Annotated in this window: 13 protein-coding genes; 7 read left to right on the forward strand and 6 right to left on the reverse strand. The window is 68.6% G+C overall.

What is annotated here, in order from left to right; translation table 11 throughout:
• Nucleotides 1–44 precede the first annotated feature (44 nt).
• Nucleotides 45–2,519 carry a CehA/McbA family metallohydrolase gene (locus CS062_RS13790; RefSeq protein WP_099862195.1) on the reverse strand — a complete coding sequence of 825 codons (2,475 nt, stop codon included), beginning with the start codon at nucleotides 2,517–2,519 and terminating at the stop codon, nucleotides 45–47.
• 22 nt (nucleotides 2,520–2,541) lie between these two features.
• Complete coding sequence (locus CS062_RS13795; protein WP_099862196.1) at nucleotides 2,542–3,261, reverse strand: PEP-CTERM sorting domain-containing protein; 720 nt, start codon at nucleotides 3,259–3,261, stop codon at nucleotides 2,542–2,544.
• A gap of 374 nt (nucleotides 3,262–3,635) precedes the next feature.
• Between CS062_RS13795 and CS062_RS13800 the strand changes: the two genes are divergently transcribed.
• From CS062_RS13800 to CS062_RS13810, 3 genes are all read left to right on the forward strand, one after another.
• Complete coding sequence (locus CS062_RS13800; RefSeq protein ID WP_099862197.1) at nucleotides 3,636–4,700, forward strand: flavodoxin family protein; 1,065 nt, start codon at nucleotides 3,636–3,638, stop codon at nucleotides 4,698–4,700.
• A gap of 63 nt (nucleotides 4,701–4,763) precedes the next feature.
• A complete protein-coding gene (locus CS062_RS13805; RefSeq protein WP_091726258.1) occupies nucleotides 4,764–5,018 on the forward strand; it encodes a hypothetical protein in 255 nt (84 codons plus the stop codon).
• 383 nt (nucleotides 5,019–5,401) lie between these two features.
• Nucleotides 5,402–6,247, forward strand: coding sequence for a hypothetical protein (locus CS062_RS13810; RefSeq protein WP_143742347.1), 846 nt, complete (start codon nucleotides 5,402–5,404; stop codon nucleotides 6,245–6,247).
• A gap of 306 nt (nucleotides 6,248–6,553) precedes the next feature.
• Here the strand turns inward: CS062_RS13810 and ubiE are convergent, their stop codons facing one another.
• The 3 genes from ubiE to CS062_RS13825 all read right to left on the reverse strand — a co-directional run bounded on the left by ubiE (nucleotide 6,554) and on the right by CS062_RS13825 (nucleotide 9,779).
• Entirely contained in the window at nucleotides 6,554–7,285 is a 732-nt protein-coding gene (gene ubiE, locus CS062_RS13815) for a bifunctional demethylmenaquinone methyltransferase/2-methoxy-6-polyprenyl-1,4-benzoquinol methylase UbiE (RefSeq protein WP_099862200.1), read from the reverse strand.
• Nucleotides 7,286–7,325: 40 nt separating this feature from the next.
• Nucleotides 7,326–7,757 (reverse strand): gamma-butyrobetaine hydroxylase family protein, encoded by a 432-nt coding sequence (locus CS062_RS13820; RefSeq protein ID WP_099862201.1) that lies wholly within the window; start codon nucleotides 7,755–7,757, stop codon nucleotides 7,326–7,328.
• A gap of 213 nt (nucleotides 7,758–7,970) precedes the next feature.
• Entirely contained in the window at nucleotides 7,971–9,779 is a 1,809-nt protein-coding gene (locus CS062_RS13825; protein ID WP_233218054.1) for a S8 family peptidase, read from the reverse strand.
• A gap of 411 nt (nucleotides 9,780–10,190) precedes the next feature.
• Here CS062_RS13825 and CS062_RS13830 point away from each other — a divergent pair, with 411 nt between their 5' ends.
• From CS062_RS13830 to CS062_RS13845, 4 genes are all read left to right on the forward strand, one after another.
• Nucleotides 10,191–12,227, forward strand: coding sequence for a M13 family metallopeptidase (locus CS062_RS13830; protein WP_099862202.1), 2,037 nt, complete (start codon nucleotides 10,191–10,193; stop codon nucleotides 12,225–12,227).
• Nucleotides 12,228–12,636: 409 nt separating this feature from the next.
• Nucleotides 12,637–13,152 carry a hypothetical protein gene (locus tag CS062_RS13835; protein WP_099862203.1) on the forward strand — a complete coding sequence of 172 codons (516 nt, stop codon included), beginning with the start codon at nucleotides 12,637–12,639 and terminating at the stop codon, nucleotides 13,150–13,152.
• Between the two features lie 73 nt (nucleotides 13,153–13,225).
• Nucleotides 13,226–14,239, forward strand: coding sequence for a Bug family tripartite tricarboxylate transporter substrate binding protein (locus CS062_RS13840; protein WP_099862204.1), 1,014 nt, complete (start codon nucleotides 13,226–13,228; stop codon nucleotides 14,237–14,239).
• A 284-nt stretch (nucleotides 14,240–14,523) separates the two neighbouring features.
• On the forward strand, nucleotides 14,524–16,458 hold the full coding sequence (locus CS062_RS13845; RefSeq protein ID WP_099862205.1) for a methyl-accepting chemotaxis protein: 1,935 nt from the start codon (nucleotides 14,524–14,526) through the stop codon (nucleotides 16,456–16,458).
• Between the two features lie 179 nt (nucleotides 16,459–16,637).
• Here the strand turns inward: CS062_RS13845 and CS062_RS13850 are convergent, their stop codons facing one another.
• Nucleotides 16,638–20,561, reverse strand: coding sequence for an FAD/FMN-binding oxidoreductase (locus tag CS062_RS13850; protein WP_099862206.1), 3,924 nt, complete (start codon nucleotides 20,559–20,561; stop codon nucleotides 16,638–16,640).
• Between the last annotated feature and the right edge of the window lie 294 nt (nucleotides 20,562–20,855).

The raw sequence follows: 20,855 nt of genomic DNA on the forward strand, positions 1-20,855 counted from the left end.
AGAAGGGAAGCGGAGGGCGAGCGGTCGCTGCGCCCCTCGCTCCTTCAGGGATAGCTGATGGTCAGCTTGTATGGGGACGTGGTGCTCGACCCGGCATACGACATCACCTTGATGTAGACCGTCTGCGCGCTCGTGCCGTTCTGGTACGTCAGCGACTCGGTGCTGCCCACCGCCTCCGAGCGCGCCAGGCCGGTGCCGGTGGACTTCACCACGTACAGGTCATAGTCGATGCTCGACGAGGTCGGCCCGGTCATGTCGACGCGCAGGCGCTGGTTGGCGGCCAGCGTGACCTTGAAGAAGTCGACGTCGCTGGCGCTGCCGATGAAGCCGGTCAGCTGGTTGCGGCTGCCGACCGCGTTGGCGGCGGAGATCGTGTTGTTGGGCTCCACCTCGTCGGCCGCGTCGATCACGTTGTTGACGCTGAAGCTCACCGGCGCCGAGGTCGTCGTGTTGCCGGCCGCGTCATAGGCCTTGGCCACCAGGCTGTGCGTGCCGTTGGTCAGCTGCGTCGAGTTGACCGTGATCGCATACGGCGCCGTGGCGTCGATCTCGCGCAGTGCGCCATCCAGCCAGAACTCCACCTGCGTCACGCCGACGTTGTCGCTCGCCGTCGCGGTGAAGGTGATCGTGCCGGTGGTGCCGTTCACCGCCGCGGTCACCGCGGGCGGCGTGGTGTCGCCGCCGCTGGCGCCCTGGTTGACCCAGATCGGCGCGGACCACAGCACCTTGCCGTCGTCCTGCGTGACCTTGGCGTAGTAGAAGTGCTTGCCATTGGCCGGCGTGATGGTCGCCGTCGGGTTGCTGCTCAGCAGCGTGACCGTGCCATTGCGGCCCGGCACGCCTTCCCAGATCTCGGTCGACACCACCGTGCGGCCGTTCGGGTTGTAGAAGCCGACATTGAGCGCCAGCGCGCCCGCGTTGTCGAAGCGCTCGCCCATGATCTTGCCGTTGGCGCTGAAGATCAGCTGCGAGTGCTTGTCCATCGTCGCGAAGACGCGGCGCGCCTTCAGCGCGTCGACCAGCGCGGCCTTGCTCAGCGCGGTGCCGGTCGGGATCAGCACGGCGGTCCGGTTGGTGTAGGACTTGCCCCAGTTGGCGCAGTGGTTGTCCTGGTTGGTCGCCGGCGCCACATGGAAGCCGCGCTCGAGCAGCTTCTTCCACGAGCCCTCGTAGGAGCTGCGCGAGGTCTCGCTCTCGGTCGTGTTGGACGAGAAGGCCGAGGTGTTCATCACCTCCGCCATCACCATCACCTCGTCGCCATCGGCGCTGTACGCCATGTCGGTGCCGTTGATGATGAACTGGCCGCTCGAGTCCGGATGGTTGAACTGTCCCACCAAGCCCTGCGCGCGCATCACCGAGTACAGCGCCGCGTAGTCGTTCTTGGCGATGTAGCGATCGCCGAAGAGCTCGTTCTGCGCGTTGTACTCCCACGAGAACAGCTCGTTGCTGTTGAAGATGTTCAGGTGGCCGCCGTTGCTGATGACGCCCCACTCCATGCCGTACATCGCCAGGAAGCCGGGGTTGGCCGCGGTGACGTCCGCTGCGATCTGCAGGCCGCGCTGGTAGCGCGCCTTGGCCGCGGTGGCGCTGCCGCCGGTGTTGGTGCTGGACGAGCCGTCGTAGTAGTGGTTGTGGTCGGTGTTGGCGAAGATGTCCAGGCCCGCCTCCTTCGCATACGGGAAGGCGACGTCGGGGCCATAGGCGCCGCTCTGCGCCGGCTGCGACGAGTTGCAGCTGCCGATCGCGCCACCGCCGTCGGAGTCGTTGGTCTGGCCGTGGAAGCTGCCGTAGTAGATGGTGTAGGGCCAGGAGCCCGCGCCCACCGCCGCCGACTGCGCACGCACGCGCTGGTCGGCCTCGCCGGTGGCGCCCATCGCCAGCGGACGCAGCGTGCCCATCGCGATCTTTGCCGGCTTGCCGACGGCGAAGTTCCAGCTCTGCTCGACCGCATGACCGTGACTGTCGCCCGACTGCTGCGCGGCCAGGATCTCGGCGAACTGCGCATCGGCGCCGCTGGCCTTGAGCACCGTGCCCGCCTTGGCGCTGAGCGCGGTCAGCGTCGCGGTGTAGACGCCGTCCGCCAGGCCAGCGTCGCCGCGGCCAGCCCAGTTCAGCGTGACCGTGCGGACGTCGCCGGCATACGACTCGATGCCGCTCCAGCGCTTGACGACCGCGCCGCTCGGGGCGCGCAGCTCGACGCGATAGGCCAGCAGCGTGCCGGCGGGCGCGCCGACGTAGTCCAGGTGGACCTTGAACTCGCGCGCGCCGGTGGTCTCGGCGCCGGTGAAGGGCACGTCGAGGGCGGCGTCGAACTCGTGGTGGTCGGGGTACTTGGCCGCCGGATCGGCGACCTGAGCGGTGGCGCGGTCATCCGGCGCCGCGGCCTGCGGTTGCGCGGACGACTTGTCGCCGCCATTGAGGCCGCCGCCGCAGGCGGTCAGCACGACCGCCATCGCGCTCAGCGTGGTGACGCGCAGCACAGCGCGACCGGACAGGGCAATCAGGGTACGGACTCTCATGGGGAAGGCTCCTTGTTCTGAATCAGGCTTGCTTGCGGCGGCGGACCACGGCGCCCATCGCGCCCAGGGCGGCGAGGGTCAGCGCGATCGAGGCGGGCTCCGGAACTTCCGGCACGACTTCCGGGATCAGCGTGCCGGCGAACTGGACCATGTCGTAGCGGATGGTCCCGGCGGTGCCGTAATTGCTGCTCGTGCCGACGTAGTTCGTCGTGTTGGGCGCGAACATGCTGACCAACTGCACCGCGAAGTTGGCGTTGTCGTCGACGCCGGCGATGTCGGAGAAGTCGAAGCCCAGGCCTTTCACGAAGACGCTGTCGCGCACCATGCGGAAGGTGGTCGCCTCGACCCAGTTCTCGCCGTCGATCGTGTAGAGCAGCGCGGTCCAGGCAGACGCGGTCCCGCTGTTGCGCTGGTCGAAGCTCAGGACGATGTCCTGGAAGCCGGAGGTGTCGACCGAGAACTGCACGCCGGTCGTGCGGTTGCCAGTGCCTTGCGCCGCGTAGCCGGAGCTGTTCAGCGCCTGGCTGCCGGGGGTGGTGTCGGACGAGCCCGACTGGCCGGCGAAGGTGGTGGTGACAGTGCCCAGGGTGCTGAAGTAGGCACCGCCGTGGTCGGTGTAGGTCGGCTTGGTGGAGAACTTGCCGTTTGCGTCGGCATGGTAGCCCCACAGCGCGACGGTGTCGGCTTGGGCAGCCCCGGTCAGCAACAGCCCGGCGGCCAGCAGGATGGATTTGAGATTCATGGCAACCCTCGACGTCAATAGTTAAAACAAATGTTTGCGCAAACGTTTACGGCAAAACTTTGTCAGCAAATCTGTGAGCTTGTGCGCTTGACTCGCACGGAAACGGGACCGGCGGAGCGTAGGGTGGCTTGATGACAAGCAGGTTGCGGGGAAGCCCGGGGGAGGGAATGCCGCATCCCGCATTCGAGGGGGACGCCTGCACGATCGCGGTGCGGGTTTGGCCGCGATTTCGAGGACGGTGCAGATCGCCCCAAGCTGGGCATCGCCACGCGCAGGACGCGTAGGACGACGCCCGCCTGACAACCCGTGCTCGTCTGACGGCCTGTTGAGCCACGGCTGGGAATACTGGGCGCATCGCCACTCCGGGACCGTCGATGACCGAGATCCGCAAGGGCCAGCAGCCGGCGGAATTGACCCGCGACCAATTCCACGAGCGCTTCATGCGGCGGTTCATGGATCCGGCCTACCGCGTCGAGCACGAGGCCATCGCGCGACTGGAAACCATCGCCTGGCAGGCGATGAAGGAAGGGCGCAAGGCGCCGATCACCCGGCGCGCCGGCAACGGCTTCCAGGATCCTGACTACGAGGCCTCGGTCGAGTGGCTCGACGCCCACCAACGGCTGAAGCAGGCCCAGCAGCGCTGGGCGGATCCCGCCACCCGGTCGCGGGTGCTGCTGGTCTGCGGCAGTGACCGCAACGATGGCTCCTGCCCCGGCGAGATGTCCAAGACCTGGCGCCTGACGCAGCTCGCGAAGGAGCAACTGGCGGGCCGTGACCTGATCGTCGATGTCCTGGACCTCAGCCTGCTGACCTCCGAATTCGGCCGCGAGATCCATCCCTGCAAGGGCTGCGTCTCGACCGCGATGCCGCTGTGCCACTGGCCCTGCAGCTGCTACCCCAACCATGCGCTCGGCCAGTCCAACGACTGGATGAACGAGATCTACGAGCGCTGGGTCTCCGCCCATGGCGTGATCCTCTTCACCCCCACCTACTGGTATCAGTCGCCCAGCGCGCTGAAGCTGATGATCGACCGGCTGGTCTGCGCCGATGGGGGCAACCCGGACCCGACGTCCACCCATGGCAAGCGCGTCGAGGAGGCCAAGGCGATCGAGGCCCGCGGCTGGCACTACCCGAAGCACCTCGAGGGCCGGGTCTACGGTCTGGTGGTGCACGGCGACGTGGCGGGCGTCGAGGCGCAGCGCCGCAACCTGTCCGACTGGCTCGACTGGATGGGCCTGGTGGACGCCGGCGACCTCTCGCGGCTGGACCGCTACCTCGGCTACTACGCGCCCTACTACGACAGCCACGAGGCGCTGGACCGCGACGAGGCCCTCCAGCGCGAGGTCCGCCTGGTGGCCGACCTCGTCGGCGACGCGGTCAAGCAGTTGCGGGAGGGAAAGCTGCCCCGTTCCAATCGCAAGGCCGTCCGCCAGAAATGACGGCGGCTTCGCCATTCCGCATGACCTCCCCTTCCACGACCTCTGGACTCAAGGAGCACTCCGATGGCCGCTTCCCACTCTCCCTCCCGATCGACGCAGCAACTCCGGCCGGAGTTGCCGGCCGATGTGCCGCCCTTTCCCACCACCGATGCCGAGATCGATGCCGACGACCTCGACAGCGTCTACGGCCAGCTCGTGAAGGGCGTCGGCCATGAGTACGTCAACGATCGCAACGTCGACGAACTCGCCCGCCGCGCGGAAGAGGACGGGCATCCGATCCTCGCGACCGAACTGAGGGAGTGGAAGTCGCCCTGCTGACGCCCCCACCGCTCCCGTCTCACGGGGCGCTGACCTGAATGCAAAGGGCCCCGGATCCTTATTCCCCCAACATTCCATGCATGGTTGCGGCGGATTAGGTATCAAACCAACCCCAAGCCCCTTTCGCAGGGGCTTTTTTTCGTCCCGACATGCTTATGCTATCCATGAACGTACATGGCATGTAGACCGCGCGGCCGCGCGCATAGGTGATGCACGCGGCAATCCCTATCCGTCCAACGAGGACGGCAATGGCGATTGGGGTGACGGCGACTGGGGCGGCGGCCGTGGGTCGGCAAGCCGATCTTCGAAGACGCGGAGAACTGACGGCATCCTGATCGGGATGCAAGGGCGGCTTGGCCGCCCTTTCTCAAACAATCGGATCCATGACACACACATTCCTCTGGCTGGCGCTCTCGACGGCCACCGCCGTTCCTGTTGCGGAGGCGAAGCCATCCATGCCCGACGGTCGTGCTCGCATCGGCATGAACGTGGGCCTCTGCGGGGCCGAGAACACGGCCACCGAGCGCGCCACTGCGCTGCGTATCGTCAAGCTCCAGGGTCGGTCCGACGCGGGCAAGGCCATCCAGCGGTACTTCGCGGCGCAGCAGGACAACGCTCGCCTGAGCCTGAATGCGTCGACCGGCACCGTGTACCTGGAGGGCCTGATCAGCAAGGCCACGGTCCGCGCCCTCACCGGCGCGCTGGGGCAGCCTTCACGACCGCGGCGACTCGTGGTCAATTCCTTCGGCGGGGAAGCGCGTGCCGGCATGGCCATGGCGGACCTGCTCCGCAAGCATCAGGTGGAGATGACGGTTCGCGGGTTCTGCATGTCGGCCTGCGCGACCTATCTGCTGCCTGTGGCCCGTCAGGTACGGCTGGATGACGCGGTGATCGGCCTGCATGGCCGTCCCGCGACGTGCCGCGAACAACTGTCCCTGTGGACCGGCATCCGCCAATGGGGTCTGTCGAACTATCTGGAATTCATCAAGGTCGCCAGGCTCGATGCCGATTTCGCGGCCGGGACACCGCGGATGTCCACCGCGATCTCGCTATCGCAGCGTCCCGACCGCGGCGCGATGGACGGCAAGACCCGGGACTGGCTGGTCGTGGATCCGGCCCATGTCGAGCGTCTCGGCGTTCCCGTCGCGTCGATCTCGTCGACCCAGACTTTCGACCTCCTTGCCGCAGACCCGACGGGCTCCCTGGTCGGTGGCATCCACATCTACTAGACCCACCATGCGCGTGGAGACCATTCTCCAATCGGAGGCGTCGGAATGTGGTCTCGCCTGCCTGGCCGCCATCTCGAGCGACTTCGGCGCCACGCACGGAGCTGCGTGAGCTGAGGTTGAAGTAGCCTGCCCTGCATCATCCACATGGACCTGAAGCGAGCTGCGGGTACAGCCGCGTGCTGACCGTCTGCCGGGCCAACTCGCACGGCACCGAGTAGCGGTTGCGTGCAACGGTGAGCTGCCTCGATGAGCGCGGCTTGAAGGAAGGCAGCCACGGCGAGATCGTCAACTAGCGCGTTCGCCGGTTCAGCACTTGATGCCCGCGTGCAGGGCCACGACCCCGCCGGTCAGGTTGTGCACGTCGACATGGCCGAAACCGGCGACCTTCATCAGCGCCTTGAGCTCGGCCTGCGGCGGATGCATGCGGATCGACTCAGCCAGGTAGCGGTAGCTGTCGGCATCGCCGGCGATCAGCGAGCCGATCCGCGGCAGCACCTTGAAGGAGTACCAGTCGTAGGGCTTGCGCAGCGGCTCGGCCACCTGCGAGAACTCCAGCACCAGCAGCCGGCCGCCAGGACGCAGCACGCGGTTCATCTCCGCCAGCGCCTTGTCCTTGTGGGTCATGTTGCGCAGGCCGAAGGCCACGCAGACCAGGTCGAAGGAGCCGTCCTTGTAGGGCAGCGCCTCGGCGTCGCAGAGGTTGGTGGGCAGGACCAGGCCCTCGTCGATCAGGCGCTCGCGGCCGGTGCGCAGCATCGCCTCGTTGATGTCGGTGTGCACGACCATGCCGCGCTCGCCGACCTTGCGGGCGAACAGCCGCGCCATGTCGCCGGTACCGCCGGCGATGTCCAGCACGCGATCGCCCGGCTTGAGGTTGGCCACCGCCAGCGTGTACCGCTTCCAGGCGCGGTGCAGGCCCATCGACATCAGGTCGTTCATGACGTCGTAGCGGGAGGCGACCGAATCGAAGACGCCACGCACGCGCCGGGCCTTGGCGGTCTCGTCGACGGTCTCGAAGCCGAAATGGGTGGAACTCATGGAGTGATGTCCTGCTGAATGGGGGCGTCGTCGACGCCAGTCAGTGGCTGGCGCAGCCGCCGCCATGCGAATGGCCGCCGGCCGCCTTCGCCGGCATCGGCGCATCCCGGTCCAGGCCCGCGGCGGCCAGCCTGGCTTCGTACTCGCGCATCAGGCGGTCCTGGTCGCGGCCGAGTTCATACAGATAGGCCCAGGTGAACAGGCCGCTCTCATGGCCGTCCGAGAACAGCGGCTGCAGCGCGTAATGGCCCACCTGCTGCACCGCGACGATGGACACCTCGCGCTTGCCGGTCTGCAGGGTCTCCTGGCCGGGACCATGGCCCTGGACCTCGGCCGACGGGCTGTACACCCGCATCAGCTCGAACGGGATGCGGAAGCGCGCGCCGTCGCTGAAGGCGAGCTCGAGCACCTTGGATTGCTGGTGCACGACGATGTCGGTGGGGAGCGGGGTGGTGGGATCGAGGCCGGCCATGGGAAAAGCGCGGTGCGGCGCGGCGAGCGCGCGGAAGGTCGAGCCCCGCAGTGTAGCGGCCCGTTCCGGGGGGAGCCGCCGGACGCCCTTCCCGCCGCGGGGATGAAAAAAATCCCGCCGGCTCGCACCGGCGGGATTCAACGGGAGCCCCGTTCGGGCCCGAGGCACCCGGCTTACCAAACGAGGAGAGTGGCAAACCTGGTTGGCGGCTCCTTACCAGCTCAGGCCCAGCGAGTACGTCCCGCTGGTGCCCGAGTAGTAGAGGACCCGCACGTACACGGTGATCGAGGACGATCCGCTGTTCGTGTAGGTGAAGCTGTCGACCGCGCCGGCGCCGTTCTCGCTGGCCCGGAGCTGCGTGCCGCTGCTGTTCTGCAGATACAGGTCGAAGTCCTTGCCGCTGGCCGGCGTCAAGGTCGCGCTCAGGGTCTTGCCGGCTGGGAGCGTGATCTTGAAGTAGTCATTGGTGTCGGAAGTCGACAGGCTGCCGGTCACCGTGGCCGGGGCGCTGATCGTCTGCGGCGCGGTGCGGCTGTTGTTGGGCTCGACCTCGGCGACCGTGCCGCCACCGCCGCCGCCGCCCTTGATCGCGGTCACCGCCGCGTTCGCGTCCAGCAGGCCGGTGCCGCACTGGTTGCAGACGCCCGGGAAGGCGCGAGCGCTGCTCTTGAGCGCCGCCGTGATCTCGTCCGGCGTGGCGGTGGGCTTGGCGCTGTACATCAGGGCCGCGACGCCAGCCACGTGCGGCGTGGCCATCGAGGTGCCCTGGTAGTACGCGTAGTTGTCCGCGCCCGGCGTGGTCGTGCCGGCGTTCAGCGTCGACAGGATGCCGTTGCTGGCGCTGGAGCGCACGTCGCCGCCCGGCGCCGCGAGCGCCACGATCGAGCCGTAGTTCGAGTAGTACGCGCGGGCGCCGTAGCGGTCCGTCGCCGCCACCGTCACCACGCCGGAGCAGTTGGCCGGGCTGGAGTTGGAGGCGTTCTGGTTCTCGTTGCCCGCCGCGACGATCACGCTGGCGCCGCGCGAGCGGGCACCGTTGATGGCCGTCTGGGTCGTGGTGCCGCAGGCGCCGCCGCCGCCCAGCGACAGGTTCAGCACCTTGGCCGGCGTCGAGTTGGCCGGCAGGCCGGACACGCTGCCGCCCGAGGCCCAGGTGATGCCGTCGGCGATGTCGGAGGTGTAGCCGCCGCACTTGCCCAGCACGCGGATCGGCTGGACCTTGGCGTTGAAGGCGATGCCCGCCACACCCAGCGCGTTGTTGGTCTTGGCCGCGATCGTGCCGGCCACGTGCGTGCCGTGCCAGCTCGAGGACGACGCCGGATCGCCGGCCTGGCACTCGTTGGCGGCGCTGTAGTCGCCGGGGTCGCTGGGGTCGTTGTCACGGCCGTTGCCGTCCACCGAGACCGCGGTGTCCGCGATCATGTCGTAGCCCGCGACGATCTGGCCCGACAGGTCCGCATGCGGCCGGTAGCCGGTGTCGATGACCGCCACCACGACGCCGGTGCCGGTCGCCTGATCCCAGGCGGCCGGGGCACGGATGCCGCCGACGCTGTCGAACAGGTCCCACTGCGAGTTGTAGCTCGTGTCGTTGGGCGTGAACATCGGGTACATCTTGCGGTCGGGCTCGACGTACTCGACGTTGGCGTCCTGCGCCTTGATGCGCTCGCCCAGCTCGCGCAACTGCTCGAGGCTCATCCGGCGATCCAGCCGGAACACATGAGCGCCGGTGCCCATCTGGCGCACCAGCGACAGCCGGGTGCCCAGCGGGGCGGCCAGCTGCTGCAGACGTTCGGTGCGGGCGCCGATGGCGTCGCTCGCCAGCGGCTGGGCCTGGATCGCGGCGCCCAGGCGCCCTTGCACGACGGTGCTGCCGTCCTTGTATTTCACGATCAGCCGGTCCGTCTGGCTGCTCAGTTCGCGCGGGGCCTTGTCCACATCCACCGACGACACGCCCGCCTGGGCCGCGCCCATCGTGACGAGACCCAGAGCCAGCGCCCAGCTGAGCTTGTTCAATCGCAACATGCTTGTCATCTCCAGAGTTTTCAAACGACGTCGGGTTCCCCGGCGTCCGCAAAGCCCAGACCCTGGCGCGTTGGCGCCGTTGGCGGGGCACGCCGATCGGCCCAATCCGAGCGGTGTGCGGCGCAGTGTAGAAAGCCGCCCGGGCGACAAACGCCCCACCTGCAACAGTTAACAGGAAGGAATACCCCTATAACCGTTTTGTGTCAAAACGCAGACTTTCATCCGCCAATCGCCCCTTTCTTACGGCTAAAGCGCTGATTCGTAAGGTTTGCGCGCCGTTTGCGCGAACGCGCGAACGGCGTGCCTGGGGTGTCGGAAGCCATCCGCGGGACGGCGCCGATGGCAGGGGGACAGGGGCTCGTTTAGCCTGTGCGGCTTGTCGTTTTCGCCACACATTGGTGACAAATAACCATGTTCTCTCTACGCCTGATCGCTGTCGCGGCCGGTGCCGCCGTGGCCTTGAGCGCCGGACCGGCCCGCGCGCTGGATGTCGCCAGCTTCTCCACCGAGGTTTCGCCCTGCGCCGACTTCTATGACTATGTGAACGGCCCGTGGGTCGCTCGCACGGAGCTGCCGGCCGACCGCACCCGCATCGGCAGCTTCGACGCGCTGCGCGTGGCCAACGACCGGCTGCTGAGCCAGGCGCTCGCCGAGCTGGTCGCCCAGCCGGCGCTGCAGAAGACGCCGGGCCTGAAGCAGGTTGCGGCCTATTACGCGAGCGGCATGGACCTGGTCGCCATCGAGGCGCAAGGCCTGAAGCCGGTGAAGCCGCTGCTGGACCGCATCGCGTCGATGAAGTCGGCGCAAGACCTGCCTTACCTGCTGGCGCAGCTCAACCGGGTCGGCATCGCGGCGCCGGTGGGCAGCTTCGTCCGGGCGGACGTCAAGAACACCCGCGTCAACGTGCTGACGCTGAGCCAGGCCGGCCTGGGCCTGCCCGATCGCGAGGACTATTTCAAGGACACCGACATCGCCAAGAAGCTGCGCGCCGCCTACCGGCTGTATGCACAGCGTCTGCTGGCCTCGGCCGGCTTCGAGGCGACGCCGGCGGTCCTGGACGCGCTGATGGGCTTCGAATCCCAGCTGGCGGAGGCGACGATGCCGCGCGCGCAGCTGCGCGACCCGCTCAAGGTCTACAACCCGATGACGACCCCGGAACTGGCCGGCAAGGCACCGGGGCTGGCCTGGGAGGCGTATCTGAAGGCGCTGACCCGCAGCGACACCCGCGCCGGCGGCGTGGAGCGCCTGATCGTGGCGCAGCCGACCTTCATGACGCGCGTCGCGCTGATGGCCGAGCACATCCCGCTGGCGACCTGGCAGACCTACCTGCGCCTGCGGGTGCTCGAGAACAGCGCCGCCCGACTGCCCAAGGCTTTCGCGGACGCCGATTTCGACTACCGCGGCGTCGCGATCAACGGACTCGAGCAGCATGCGCCGCGCGACGAGGAGGTCATCCTGATGATCGGCGGCCGCACCGGCGGCAGCCCGCTCGGGCTGGCGCTGGGCGAGCTGTTCGTGTCCAAGGCGTTCTCGCCCGAGGCGCAGCGCCGCGCCACGCTGCTGATCGGCGACGTGAAGGCGGCGATGAAGACACGGATCCAGAACCTGAGCTGGATGAGCCCGGAGACCAAGGTCAAGGCGCTGGAGAAGCTCGAGGCGATGCAGCCCAAGATCGGCGCGCCGCAGACCTGGCCCCGGTTCGAGGGCCTGGCGCTGGATCCGAAGGACTTCGCCGGCAACCAGCTGCGCGCGGCGGCATGGTTCCACGGCGAGCAGATCAAGGACCTGGATCGCCCGAGCGACCGCACCCGCTGGACCATGTCGCCCCACATCGTCAACGCGCAGGCGGGCGGCCTCAATGAGATCACCTTCCCGGCGGGCATCCTGCAGCCGCCGTTCTTCGACGCCAAGGCCGACGACGCGGTCAACTACGGTGGCATCGGCATGGTGATCGGCCACGAGATCGTCCATCACTTCGACGATCGCGGCCGCCAGTTCGACAGCATCGGCAGCCTCAACGACTGGTGGACCGCCTCCGACGCCGAGCACTACCAGGCGCGCGCGGAGCGGGTGGTGGCGCTGTACGAGCGCTACGAGCCGGTCAAGGGCACACCGATCAACGGACGCCTGACGCTGGGCGAGAACATCTCGGACATGGCCGGCATGCCGATCGCCTTCGACGCCTTGCAGAACGCACTGCGTCGCACCGGCAAGACCGACAAGATCGACGGCTTCACGCCCGAACAGCGCTTCTTCCTGTCCAACGCGATGGTGTGGCGCAACAAGTCGCGGGAAGCCGCGCTGCTGAACCAGCTGCGCACCGATCCGCATTCGCCGGGCAAGTACCGCGTGCTCGCGCCGATGTCCAACATGCCGGAGTTCGCCAAGGCCTTCGATTGCAAGCCGGGCGATGCGATGGTCGCCTCGGATCCGATCAAGGTCTGGTGACCGACCGCGCCGCCGCGACCCCGAGGTCGCGGTCCCGGGGCCCGCGCGCCGTGAGGCGTGGCGGGCCCCGTGCCATTCGGCATCCCTGCCTTCCAGGACGGGGCGGCGGAAGTCATGGATCGTTGGCGCCAAGCGATGGGGTCAGGTCTTGCCACAGCATTGACACATCGTCTTCGTGATCGATGCCGGCATGACTTTTGACCCGATGGATACGGGAGAAAGTCGGTTCGCGGCTCGTCGCGCCGGCATGCGTTTCGTCGCGGCAAAGCGGCGCTCCAGCCCTCGCCTTCAACGCTTGGTCGCCCGCCGCTTGGTGGGACCGTCCGCGCTGCCTACGCTGAAAAAAGACCGATCGCATGGACGCCTGGAGGCGCGCCACGACGGTCCCTCACGTCCTCAGGAGCACGACATGCAAGCGACCACCCGCCCCTCCCACACGACCCTCGTCCGCGCCGCGTTCGGCGCGCTCCTCGCCGTGCTGGCCACCGGCGCCGCGCAGGCCGCGCCCGACGACCTGCAGCGCGTCGAGATCTCCGGCCGGCGCCCCGGCGAGATCGCCCGCACCGATGTGCGCGCCACCTGCCCCGGCGTCGACCAGGCGCTGTTCGACCGGCTGGCCCGGCAGCAGTACATCGAAGGCAAGGAGGGCCTGGCCACGGTGAGCTTCCGTCTCAACGGCAGCACCATCTCCGACGTCCACCAGTCGCGCGGCCCGTGGGTCTACGCGGCGGCCGTGCGTCGCGCCGTGCGCGGCCTGTCATGCCAGGGCGCCGCGCGCGACACGCTCTACGTGATGCAGATCGCGTTCCGCAACCAGGACAGCGCCGGCGACATGAACCAGCGCGTGGCGATGATGGAACTGGCGCCGCCCGCGGCCGGTCCGTCCGACATCGCGGCAAGCGCGGCCTCGGTCGACGGGCGCTGATCGGGTTGTCCCGCAACGGGGGGCTCGCGGGGCTGGCTAGGATGGCCGCCACCGCCACCAGGAGACCCTGTCCATGCCCACCCGTCCGACCGATGCGGCCGCCGATGCCGCGCGCCGCTCCCTGCTGATCACCGGCGCGCTGGGCGCCAGCGCCGCGGCGCTCGGCTGGCCCGGCGCGGCGCGCGCAGACAGCTGGCCCAGCCGGCCGGTGCGCTGGGTCGTCGCCTATCCGGCGGGTGGCGGTTCGGACTTCCTCGCCCGTCAGCTGGCGCCGGTGCTGGGCAAGGCGCTCGGCCAGACGCTGGTCATCGACAACAAGCCCGGCGCGGCCGGCATCATCGGCACCGACAACGCCGCCAAGTCGCCGCCCGACGGCTACACCCTCCTCACCGGCGACAACGGCGCGATGGTGTTCAACAGCGCGCTCTACAAGAAGCTGCCCTACGCGCCGTCGGACTTCGCGCCGGTGGGTTTCATGGCTCGATTTCCGCTGCTGCTGGTGGTCAACCCCGGCGCGGGTTTCACCAGCGCGAAGCAGTGGCTGGAGGCCGTCAAGGCCAGGCCCGGCAAGTACAGCTACGCCTCGCCCGGTGTCGGCAGCCCGCACCACCTGGCGATGGAGCTGCTGAAGGACCGCACCCACAGCTACATCGTCCACGTGCCCTACCGCGGCACGGCCTTCTCGACGCAGGACCTGATCGCCGGCGTGGTGCCGATGGGCATCCTCGACACGGCCGCCGCGCTGCCCCATCTGCGCGCCGGCAAGCTCAAGGCGCTGGCGGTGCTCGCGCCACGGCGCATCGCCGCGCTGCCCGACGTGCCGAGCTTCGACGAGACCGGCGTCAGCGGCGTGGAGGTCAGCGCCTGGCAGGGCCTGTTCGTACCGAAGGGCACGCCGGAGGCGATCGTCTCGCGCCTGGGCACGGAGCTGGCGAAGGCGCTGGCCCAGCCCGACCTGAAGGGCCGGCTCGAGGACTTCGGCCTGGAAGTCGCGCCGGGCGACGCGGCGTCGCTGGCGCGGTTCATCCAGGCCGAGACCCAGAAGTGGCATGCGCTGATCCGCAGCCGCGGCATTTCCGCCGAGTAAGGGCGGCGCCGCCCCGGGGCCGTCGGCATCCTCGGGAAGGCTCGACCGCCCGGTCGGTCGCCTTCCAAGGGGACGATAACGCTGTCCTTCCCTCGGAGGACGGCCGCGCATTACTTCACGGGGGGATCGAATAGCTGCGGGTTATCCCTCGAACTGCGGTCATCGGAAGCTGCGCGGTACGGCTCAAGCGGAATAAAGTTTGACCGGGCGCAAAGACAAAACGACAACGACGCGCCAGGAGACGTCCCCCCACTCCCGCCCGCGGCGACGCGGACCGTCCAGTCATGAACAACAACAACGCCGTTCGCGCGACGGTGGCCCGTCGCGTTTCCATCTGGTCGAGCGCTGCGATCGCGGTGCTGCTGATCGTCATCTGCGGCGCCCTGTCCTGGGTGCTGACCAACCAGGCGCAGCAGCGCACGCTGGACTACATGTCGGCCGAGGCCTCGTCCGTCGCCCGCATCGCCGACGCGCTGGACCGCACCGCGCGCGACTCGGCGAACCGGCTGTACGACGTGCTGGCGGGCGATTTCACCGGTGGCGCCTTCACGCTGGAAGGCGACGGCGAGCTGGCTTTCAACGGCCAGAAGCTCAACGGCAATTTCGACGCGGTGGACCGATTCACGCGCCTGACCGGCGGCAACGCGACGATCTTCGCGCGCAAGGGCACGGACGACTTCATCCGCATCACCACCTCGGTGAAGAAGGAAGACGGCTCGCGGGCGGTCGGCACGACGCTGGACCGCGCCGGCGCGCCCTACGCCAAGCTCGCGACCGGCGAGACCTACGTCGGACCGACGACGCTGTTCAAGGTGCCCTACATGACCCGCTACTCGCCGATCAAGGACGCGAGCGGCAAGGTCGTCGGCGTGCTGTACATCGGCTTCGACATGCGGGGGCTGCAGCAGGAACTGGTCAAGATGGCCGACGCCGTCAAGCTCTACGGCACCGGCGGCATGTACCTGCTGGATCCGGGCAAGACGCCGGCCGACGCGCTGCTGCGCGCGCATCCGCGCGCCCAGGGCAAGAAGCTGTCGGAGGTGTTGCCGGCGGACCAGGCCGAGCAGTACGTCAAGAAGATCACCGAGGACGCCGACGGCGTGCTGGAGGAAGTCCAGGCCGTCTACGGCGACAGCTACCAGGACGCGTTCGCGGTGGCGCGCAAGTCGCAGGCCACCGGCTGGTGGGTGGTCGCCGAAGCCTCGCGGGCGCAGGCGCTGGCGGCGCACAACACCACGCTGTGGGTGCTGTGGGGCTTGATGCTGGCGACCGTGGTGCTGCTGGGCCTGGGCGTGACCTGGATGCTGGGGCGCTGGGTGGGCCAGCCGCTGGCCGACCTGAACGAGGCCGTCGGCGCGGTGGCCAATGGCGACCTGACGCGGCCGGTCCACGTCCGCCAGCAGGATGACCTCGGTGCGCTCGCCGCGGGCGTCGAGCGCATGCGGCTGCAGCTGTCGCGCACGATCAACGAGGTGCGCCAGGCCAGCGACTCGATCGGCACGGCCTCGGCCGAGGTCGCGGCCGGCAGCCGCGACCTGTCCTCGCGGACCGAGCAGTCGGCCAGCCATCTGCAGGAAACCGCGTCGGCGCTCGAGGAGCTGGCCAGCTCCATGAGCCAGACCGCGGCGTCGGCCGCCCAGGCGCATCAACTGGTCGGCGAGTCCGACCGCGCGGCCCAGCGCGGCGGCAATGTCGTGGCGCAGGTGGTGACCACGATGGACGAGATCAGCGCGGCCAGCCGCCAGATCGGCGACATCATCGGCACGATCGACTCGATCGCGTTCCAGACCAACATCCTGGCGCTGAATGCGGCGGTGGAAGCGGCGCGGGCCGGCGAGCAGGGCCGCGGATTCGCGGTCGTGGCCGCCGAGGTCCGCCAGCTGGCGCAGCGCAGCGCGGAGGCTGCCAAGCAGATCAAGGCGCTGATCACCGCCAGCGGCGAGCGGGTCGAGTCGGGCGCCCGGCTGGTGGGCGACACCGGCGAGGCGATGCGGGACATCGTGTCCAGCGTCAAGCGCGTGACCGACATCATTGGCGAGATCTCCACCGCGGCGCGCGAGCAGTCGCAGGGCGTGACCCGCATCAACGGCGCCGTCGCGCAGCTGGACCAGGGGACGCAGCAGAACGCCGCGCTGGTCGAGGAAAGCACCGCAGCCGCCGAGAGCCTGCGGGAGCAGGCGCATCGGCTGGTCGAGCAGGTCGGGCAGTTCAGGGTCTGATCCCTGCGGCGGTCCTTGCCGCCGCCGCTGGCCCTCTCCCCGACCCTCCCCCGCAAGCGGGAGAGGGAGAGGGAGAGGGAGTCAATGAGCAGCGCCGCCATGGGCCGGAGAGTCTTCTCCCTCGCCCCGCTTGCGGGACAGGGCTGGGGTGAGGGGCGCGCCCTAGCGCGCCCGCCTCCTCAGACGAGCACCCGCTCGATCCCGCCGTTGTTGGCCTTGGCCACGTACTCCGGCATCCAGTTCTCGCCGAGGATCTTGCGGGCCATCTCGACCACGATGTAGTCCGCCTCGAGCAGCCCGTTCTGCAGGTCCCCGCCATAGCGGCTCAGCCCCTGCAGGCACGACGGGCAACTGGTCAGGATCTTGAGGTTCTCCTCCGCCCCGACCTTGCCGGTCGCGCGCAACTGGGTCTCGGCCTTGCGCAGTTCCTCTTCCTTGCGGAAGCGCACCTGCGTCGACACATCCGGCCGCGTCACCCCCAGCGTGCCGCTCTCGCCGCAGCAGCGCTCGCTCTTCATCACCTCCGGCCCGACCAGCGCCTTCACCGTCTTCATCGGGTCCTGCAGCTTCATCGGCGAGTGGCAGGGGTCGTGATACAGGTAGGCCTGCTTGGCGTCGAGCTGGATGCCCTTCTCCAGCAGGTACTCGTGGATGTCGACGATGCGGCAGCCGGGGAAGATGTCCTCGAACTTGTAGCCCTGCAGCTGGTCATAGCAGGTGCCGCAGCTCACCACCACCGTCTTGATGTCGAGGTAGTTCAGCGTGTTGGCCACGCGGTGGAACAGCACCCGGTTGTCGGTGATGATCTTCTCGGCCTTGTCGAACTGTCCGGATCCGCGCTGCGGATAGCCGCAGCACAGGTAGCCCGGCGGCAGCACCGTCTGCACGCCGGCGTGCCAGAGCATCGCCTGCGTGGCCAGGCCGACCTGGCTGAACAGCCGCTCCGACCCGCAGCCGGGGAAGTAGAAGACCGCCTCCGCGTCCGCCGAGGCCTTCTGCGGGTTGCGGATGATCGGGACGTAGTTCTTGTCCTCGATGTCGAGCAGCGCGCGGGCCGTCTTCTTCGGCAGCCCGCCCGGCAGCTTCTTGTTGATGAAGTGGATCACCTGCTCCTTGACCGGCGCGACACCCACCGTCGCCGGCGGCGCGCTGGTCTGCTTGCGCGCCACGCGCTTGAGCAGGCTGTTGGCCACACGCTGCGCCTTGAAGCCGACACCGACCATCGCCGCGCGGGCGATCTTGATCGTCTCCGGGTTCGTCGCGTTGAGCATGAACATCGCTGCCGCGTTGCCGGGCTTGAAGCTCTTCTTGCCCATCTTGCGCAGCAGGTTGCGCATGTTCATCGTGACGTCGCCGAAGTCGATCTTCACCGGGCAGGGATTCACGCACTTGTGGCAGACGGTGCAGTGGTCGGCGACGTCCTCGAACTCCTCCCAATGCTTGATCGACACGCCGCGGCGGGTCTGCTCCTCGTAGAGGAAGGCCTCCACCAGCAGCGAGGTCGCCAGGATCTTGTTGCGCGGGCTGTAGAGCAGGTTGGCCCGCGGCACGTGCGTCGCGCAGACCGGCTTGCACTTGCCGCAGCGCAGGCAGTCCTTGATCGACTCGCTGATCGCGCCGATGTCGCTCTGCTGCATGATCAGCGACTCGTGGCCCATCAGGCCGAAGCTGGGCGTGTAGGCGTTGGTCAGGTCGGCGAAGGTGTTCTGGCCGCCGTGGCCACCGGTGCCCGGGCGCAGCAGCTTGCCCTTGTTGAAGCGGCCTTCCGGGTCGACCTTGGCCTTGTAGCCGGCGAAGCCCGCCAGCTCCTCGTCGTTGAGGAACTCCAGCTTGGTGATGCCGATGCCGTGCTCGCCCGAGATCACGCCATCCAGCGAGCGCGCCAGGGTCATGATCCGCGCCACCGCCTCGTGCGCGGTCTGCAGCATCTCGTAGTTGTCGGAGTTCACCGGGATGTTGGTGTGCACGTTGCCGTCGCCGGCATGCATGTGCAGCGCCACCCAGACCCGGCCACGCAGCACCTCCTTGTGGATGCGCTTGCACTCGGCCAGGATCGGCGCGAACGAGGCACCGGCGAAGACGTCCTGCAGCGGCTTGAGGATCTGCCGTTTCCAGCTCGCCCGCAGCGTGTAGTCCTGCAGCTGCTCGAAGTAGCTGCGTTCGCCGTCGCGCGGCAGGTCCAGCTCCTGCATCCAGGTGCGCCACTGCGCGCCCACCTCGTCCAGCAGCGCCAGCGCCTGGGCCACGCGGTCCTCGAGCAGTTCGGCGCTGGGGATCTCGCCGGCGTCGTCGCTCTTGCCCAGCGGCAGGTTGCCCGCGGCGAAGAATTCGCGCAGCGCCTCGACCAGCGCCAGCTTGTTGCGCAGCGACAGCTCGATGTTGATGCGCTCGATGCCCAGCGTGTACTCGCCCATGCGGGGCAGCGGGATCACGACGTCCTCGTTCACCTTGAACGCGTTGGTGTGCTTCGAGATCGCCGCGGTGCGCTTGCGGTCCAGCCAGAACTTCTTGCGCGCGTCGGCGCTGACGGCGACGAAGCCTTCGCCCGAGCGGCCGTTGGCCAGGCGCACCACCTCGCTGGTGGCGCGGGCGACCTCATCGGCATCGTCGCCGACGATGTCGCCGATCAGCACCATCTTGGGCAACCCGCCGCGCTTGCTCTTGGTCGCATAGCCGACCGCCTTCAGGTAGCGGTCGTCCAGGTGCTCGAGGCCAGCGAGGATCGCCCCGTTCGGCTTCTTCATCTCGCCGAACATGAAGTCCTTGATGTCGACGATCGACGGCACGCAGTCCTTCGGATTGCCGAAGAATTCGAGGCAGACGGTGCGCACATGCGCCGGCATGCGGTGCACGATCCAGCGCGCGCTGGTGATCAGGCCGTCGCAGCCTTCCTTCTGCACGCCCGGCAGGCCGGCCAGGAACTTGTCGGTGACGTCCTTGCCCAGGCCCTCCTTGCGGAAGGTGCGGCCGGGAATGTCCAGACGCTCGGTGCGCTCCAGCGTCTTGCCGGTCGCGTCGTAGTAGTGCAGGTCGAAGCTGGCGACCTCGACGTCGTGGATCTTCCCGAGGTTGTGGTTGACGCGCACGACCTCGAGCCATTTCGCGTCCGGCGTGACCATGCGCCACGAGGCGAGGTTGTCCAGCGCGGTGCCCCACAGGACGGCCTTCTTGCCGCCGGCGTTCATCGCGATGTTGCCGCCGATGCAGGACGCCTCCGCCGACGTCGGGTCGACCGCGAAGACGAAGCCATGCAGCTCCGCCAGGTCGGACACGCGCTGGGTGACCACGCCGGCCTCGGTCCAGATCGTGGGCACCTCGCGGTCCACGCCCGGCAGGCGCTGCATCTCGACGCCGCGCATGGCCTCGAGCTTCTCGGTGTTGATCACCGCGCTGTTCCAGACCAGCGGCACCGCGCCGCCGGTGTAGCCGGTGCCGCCGCCGCGCGGGATCACCGTCAGGCCCAGCTCGAAGCAGCCCGCCACCAGGGCGGCCATCTCGGCCTCCGTGTCCGGTGTCAGCACGACGAAGGGGTACTCGACACGCCAGTCGGTCGCGTCGGTGACGTGCGCGACACGGGACAGCCCGTCGTACTTGATGTTGTCCTTGGCGGTGTGCTTCGCGAACACCTTGGTGGCGCGCTTGCGCAGCTCGGCCACCTGGTCGAACTGGTGCGAGAACGCGGCCACGGCGGCCTCGGCCGCGGTCAGCAGTTCGCCGACCCAGGCGTCGCGCTTGGCGTCGCCCTCCGGATGGCGGCGGCGCTGCACCTCGCCCAGGCGATGGCGCAGCGCGCCGATCAGCGCTTCGCGGCGCTTGGGGTTGTCCAGCAGGTCGTCCTGCAGGTAGGGGTTGCGCTGGACCACCCAGATGTCGCCCAGCACCTCGTACAGCATCCGCGCGGAACGGCCGGTCTGGCGCTCGCCGCGCAGCTGGTCCAGCAGCTCCCAGGCGCGGGCGCCGAGCAGGCGAAGGACGATTTCGCGATCGGAGAAGGAGGTGTAGTTGTACGGAATCTCGCGCAGCCGGGCGGCGGGCGTGTGCGGCGGGGTCACGTCGCCGGCCATCGCGGGGTCGGCGGGCATCAGCAGATGCGGTGCGTTCATGGCGGCCAGGTGCTCGCGCACCGGGGTTGCGGCAGGCCGGCGCCCTGGGGAAGGTGCCGATGCCAGGCTGGGGGAAAGCATGGGGCCCGGTGCCGGACGGCGCCCCGGACTTGTGGTCCCCGCGCCCGCTGGACACGGGGTTGGAAGGGGCGTTCGCGATGGCCGCGATCAGCGGCCGGCCCGGTTCGGGCAATGGGCGGAATCCTACCGCAGCGCCAGAGGGCCAGCCCCGGCGAGGGACTCTAGGGAAGGGTGGCTTCGCACCCTGCGATGGATGGTTCGCCAGTGTCACAA

This window comes from Roseateles chitinivorans, from assembly GCF_002761755.1.
In the GTDB taxonomy this organism is placed as follows: domain Bacteria; phylum Pseudomonadota; class Gammaproteobacteria; order Burkholderiales; family Burkholderiaceae_C; genus Roseateles; species Roseateles chitinivorans.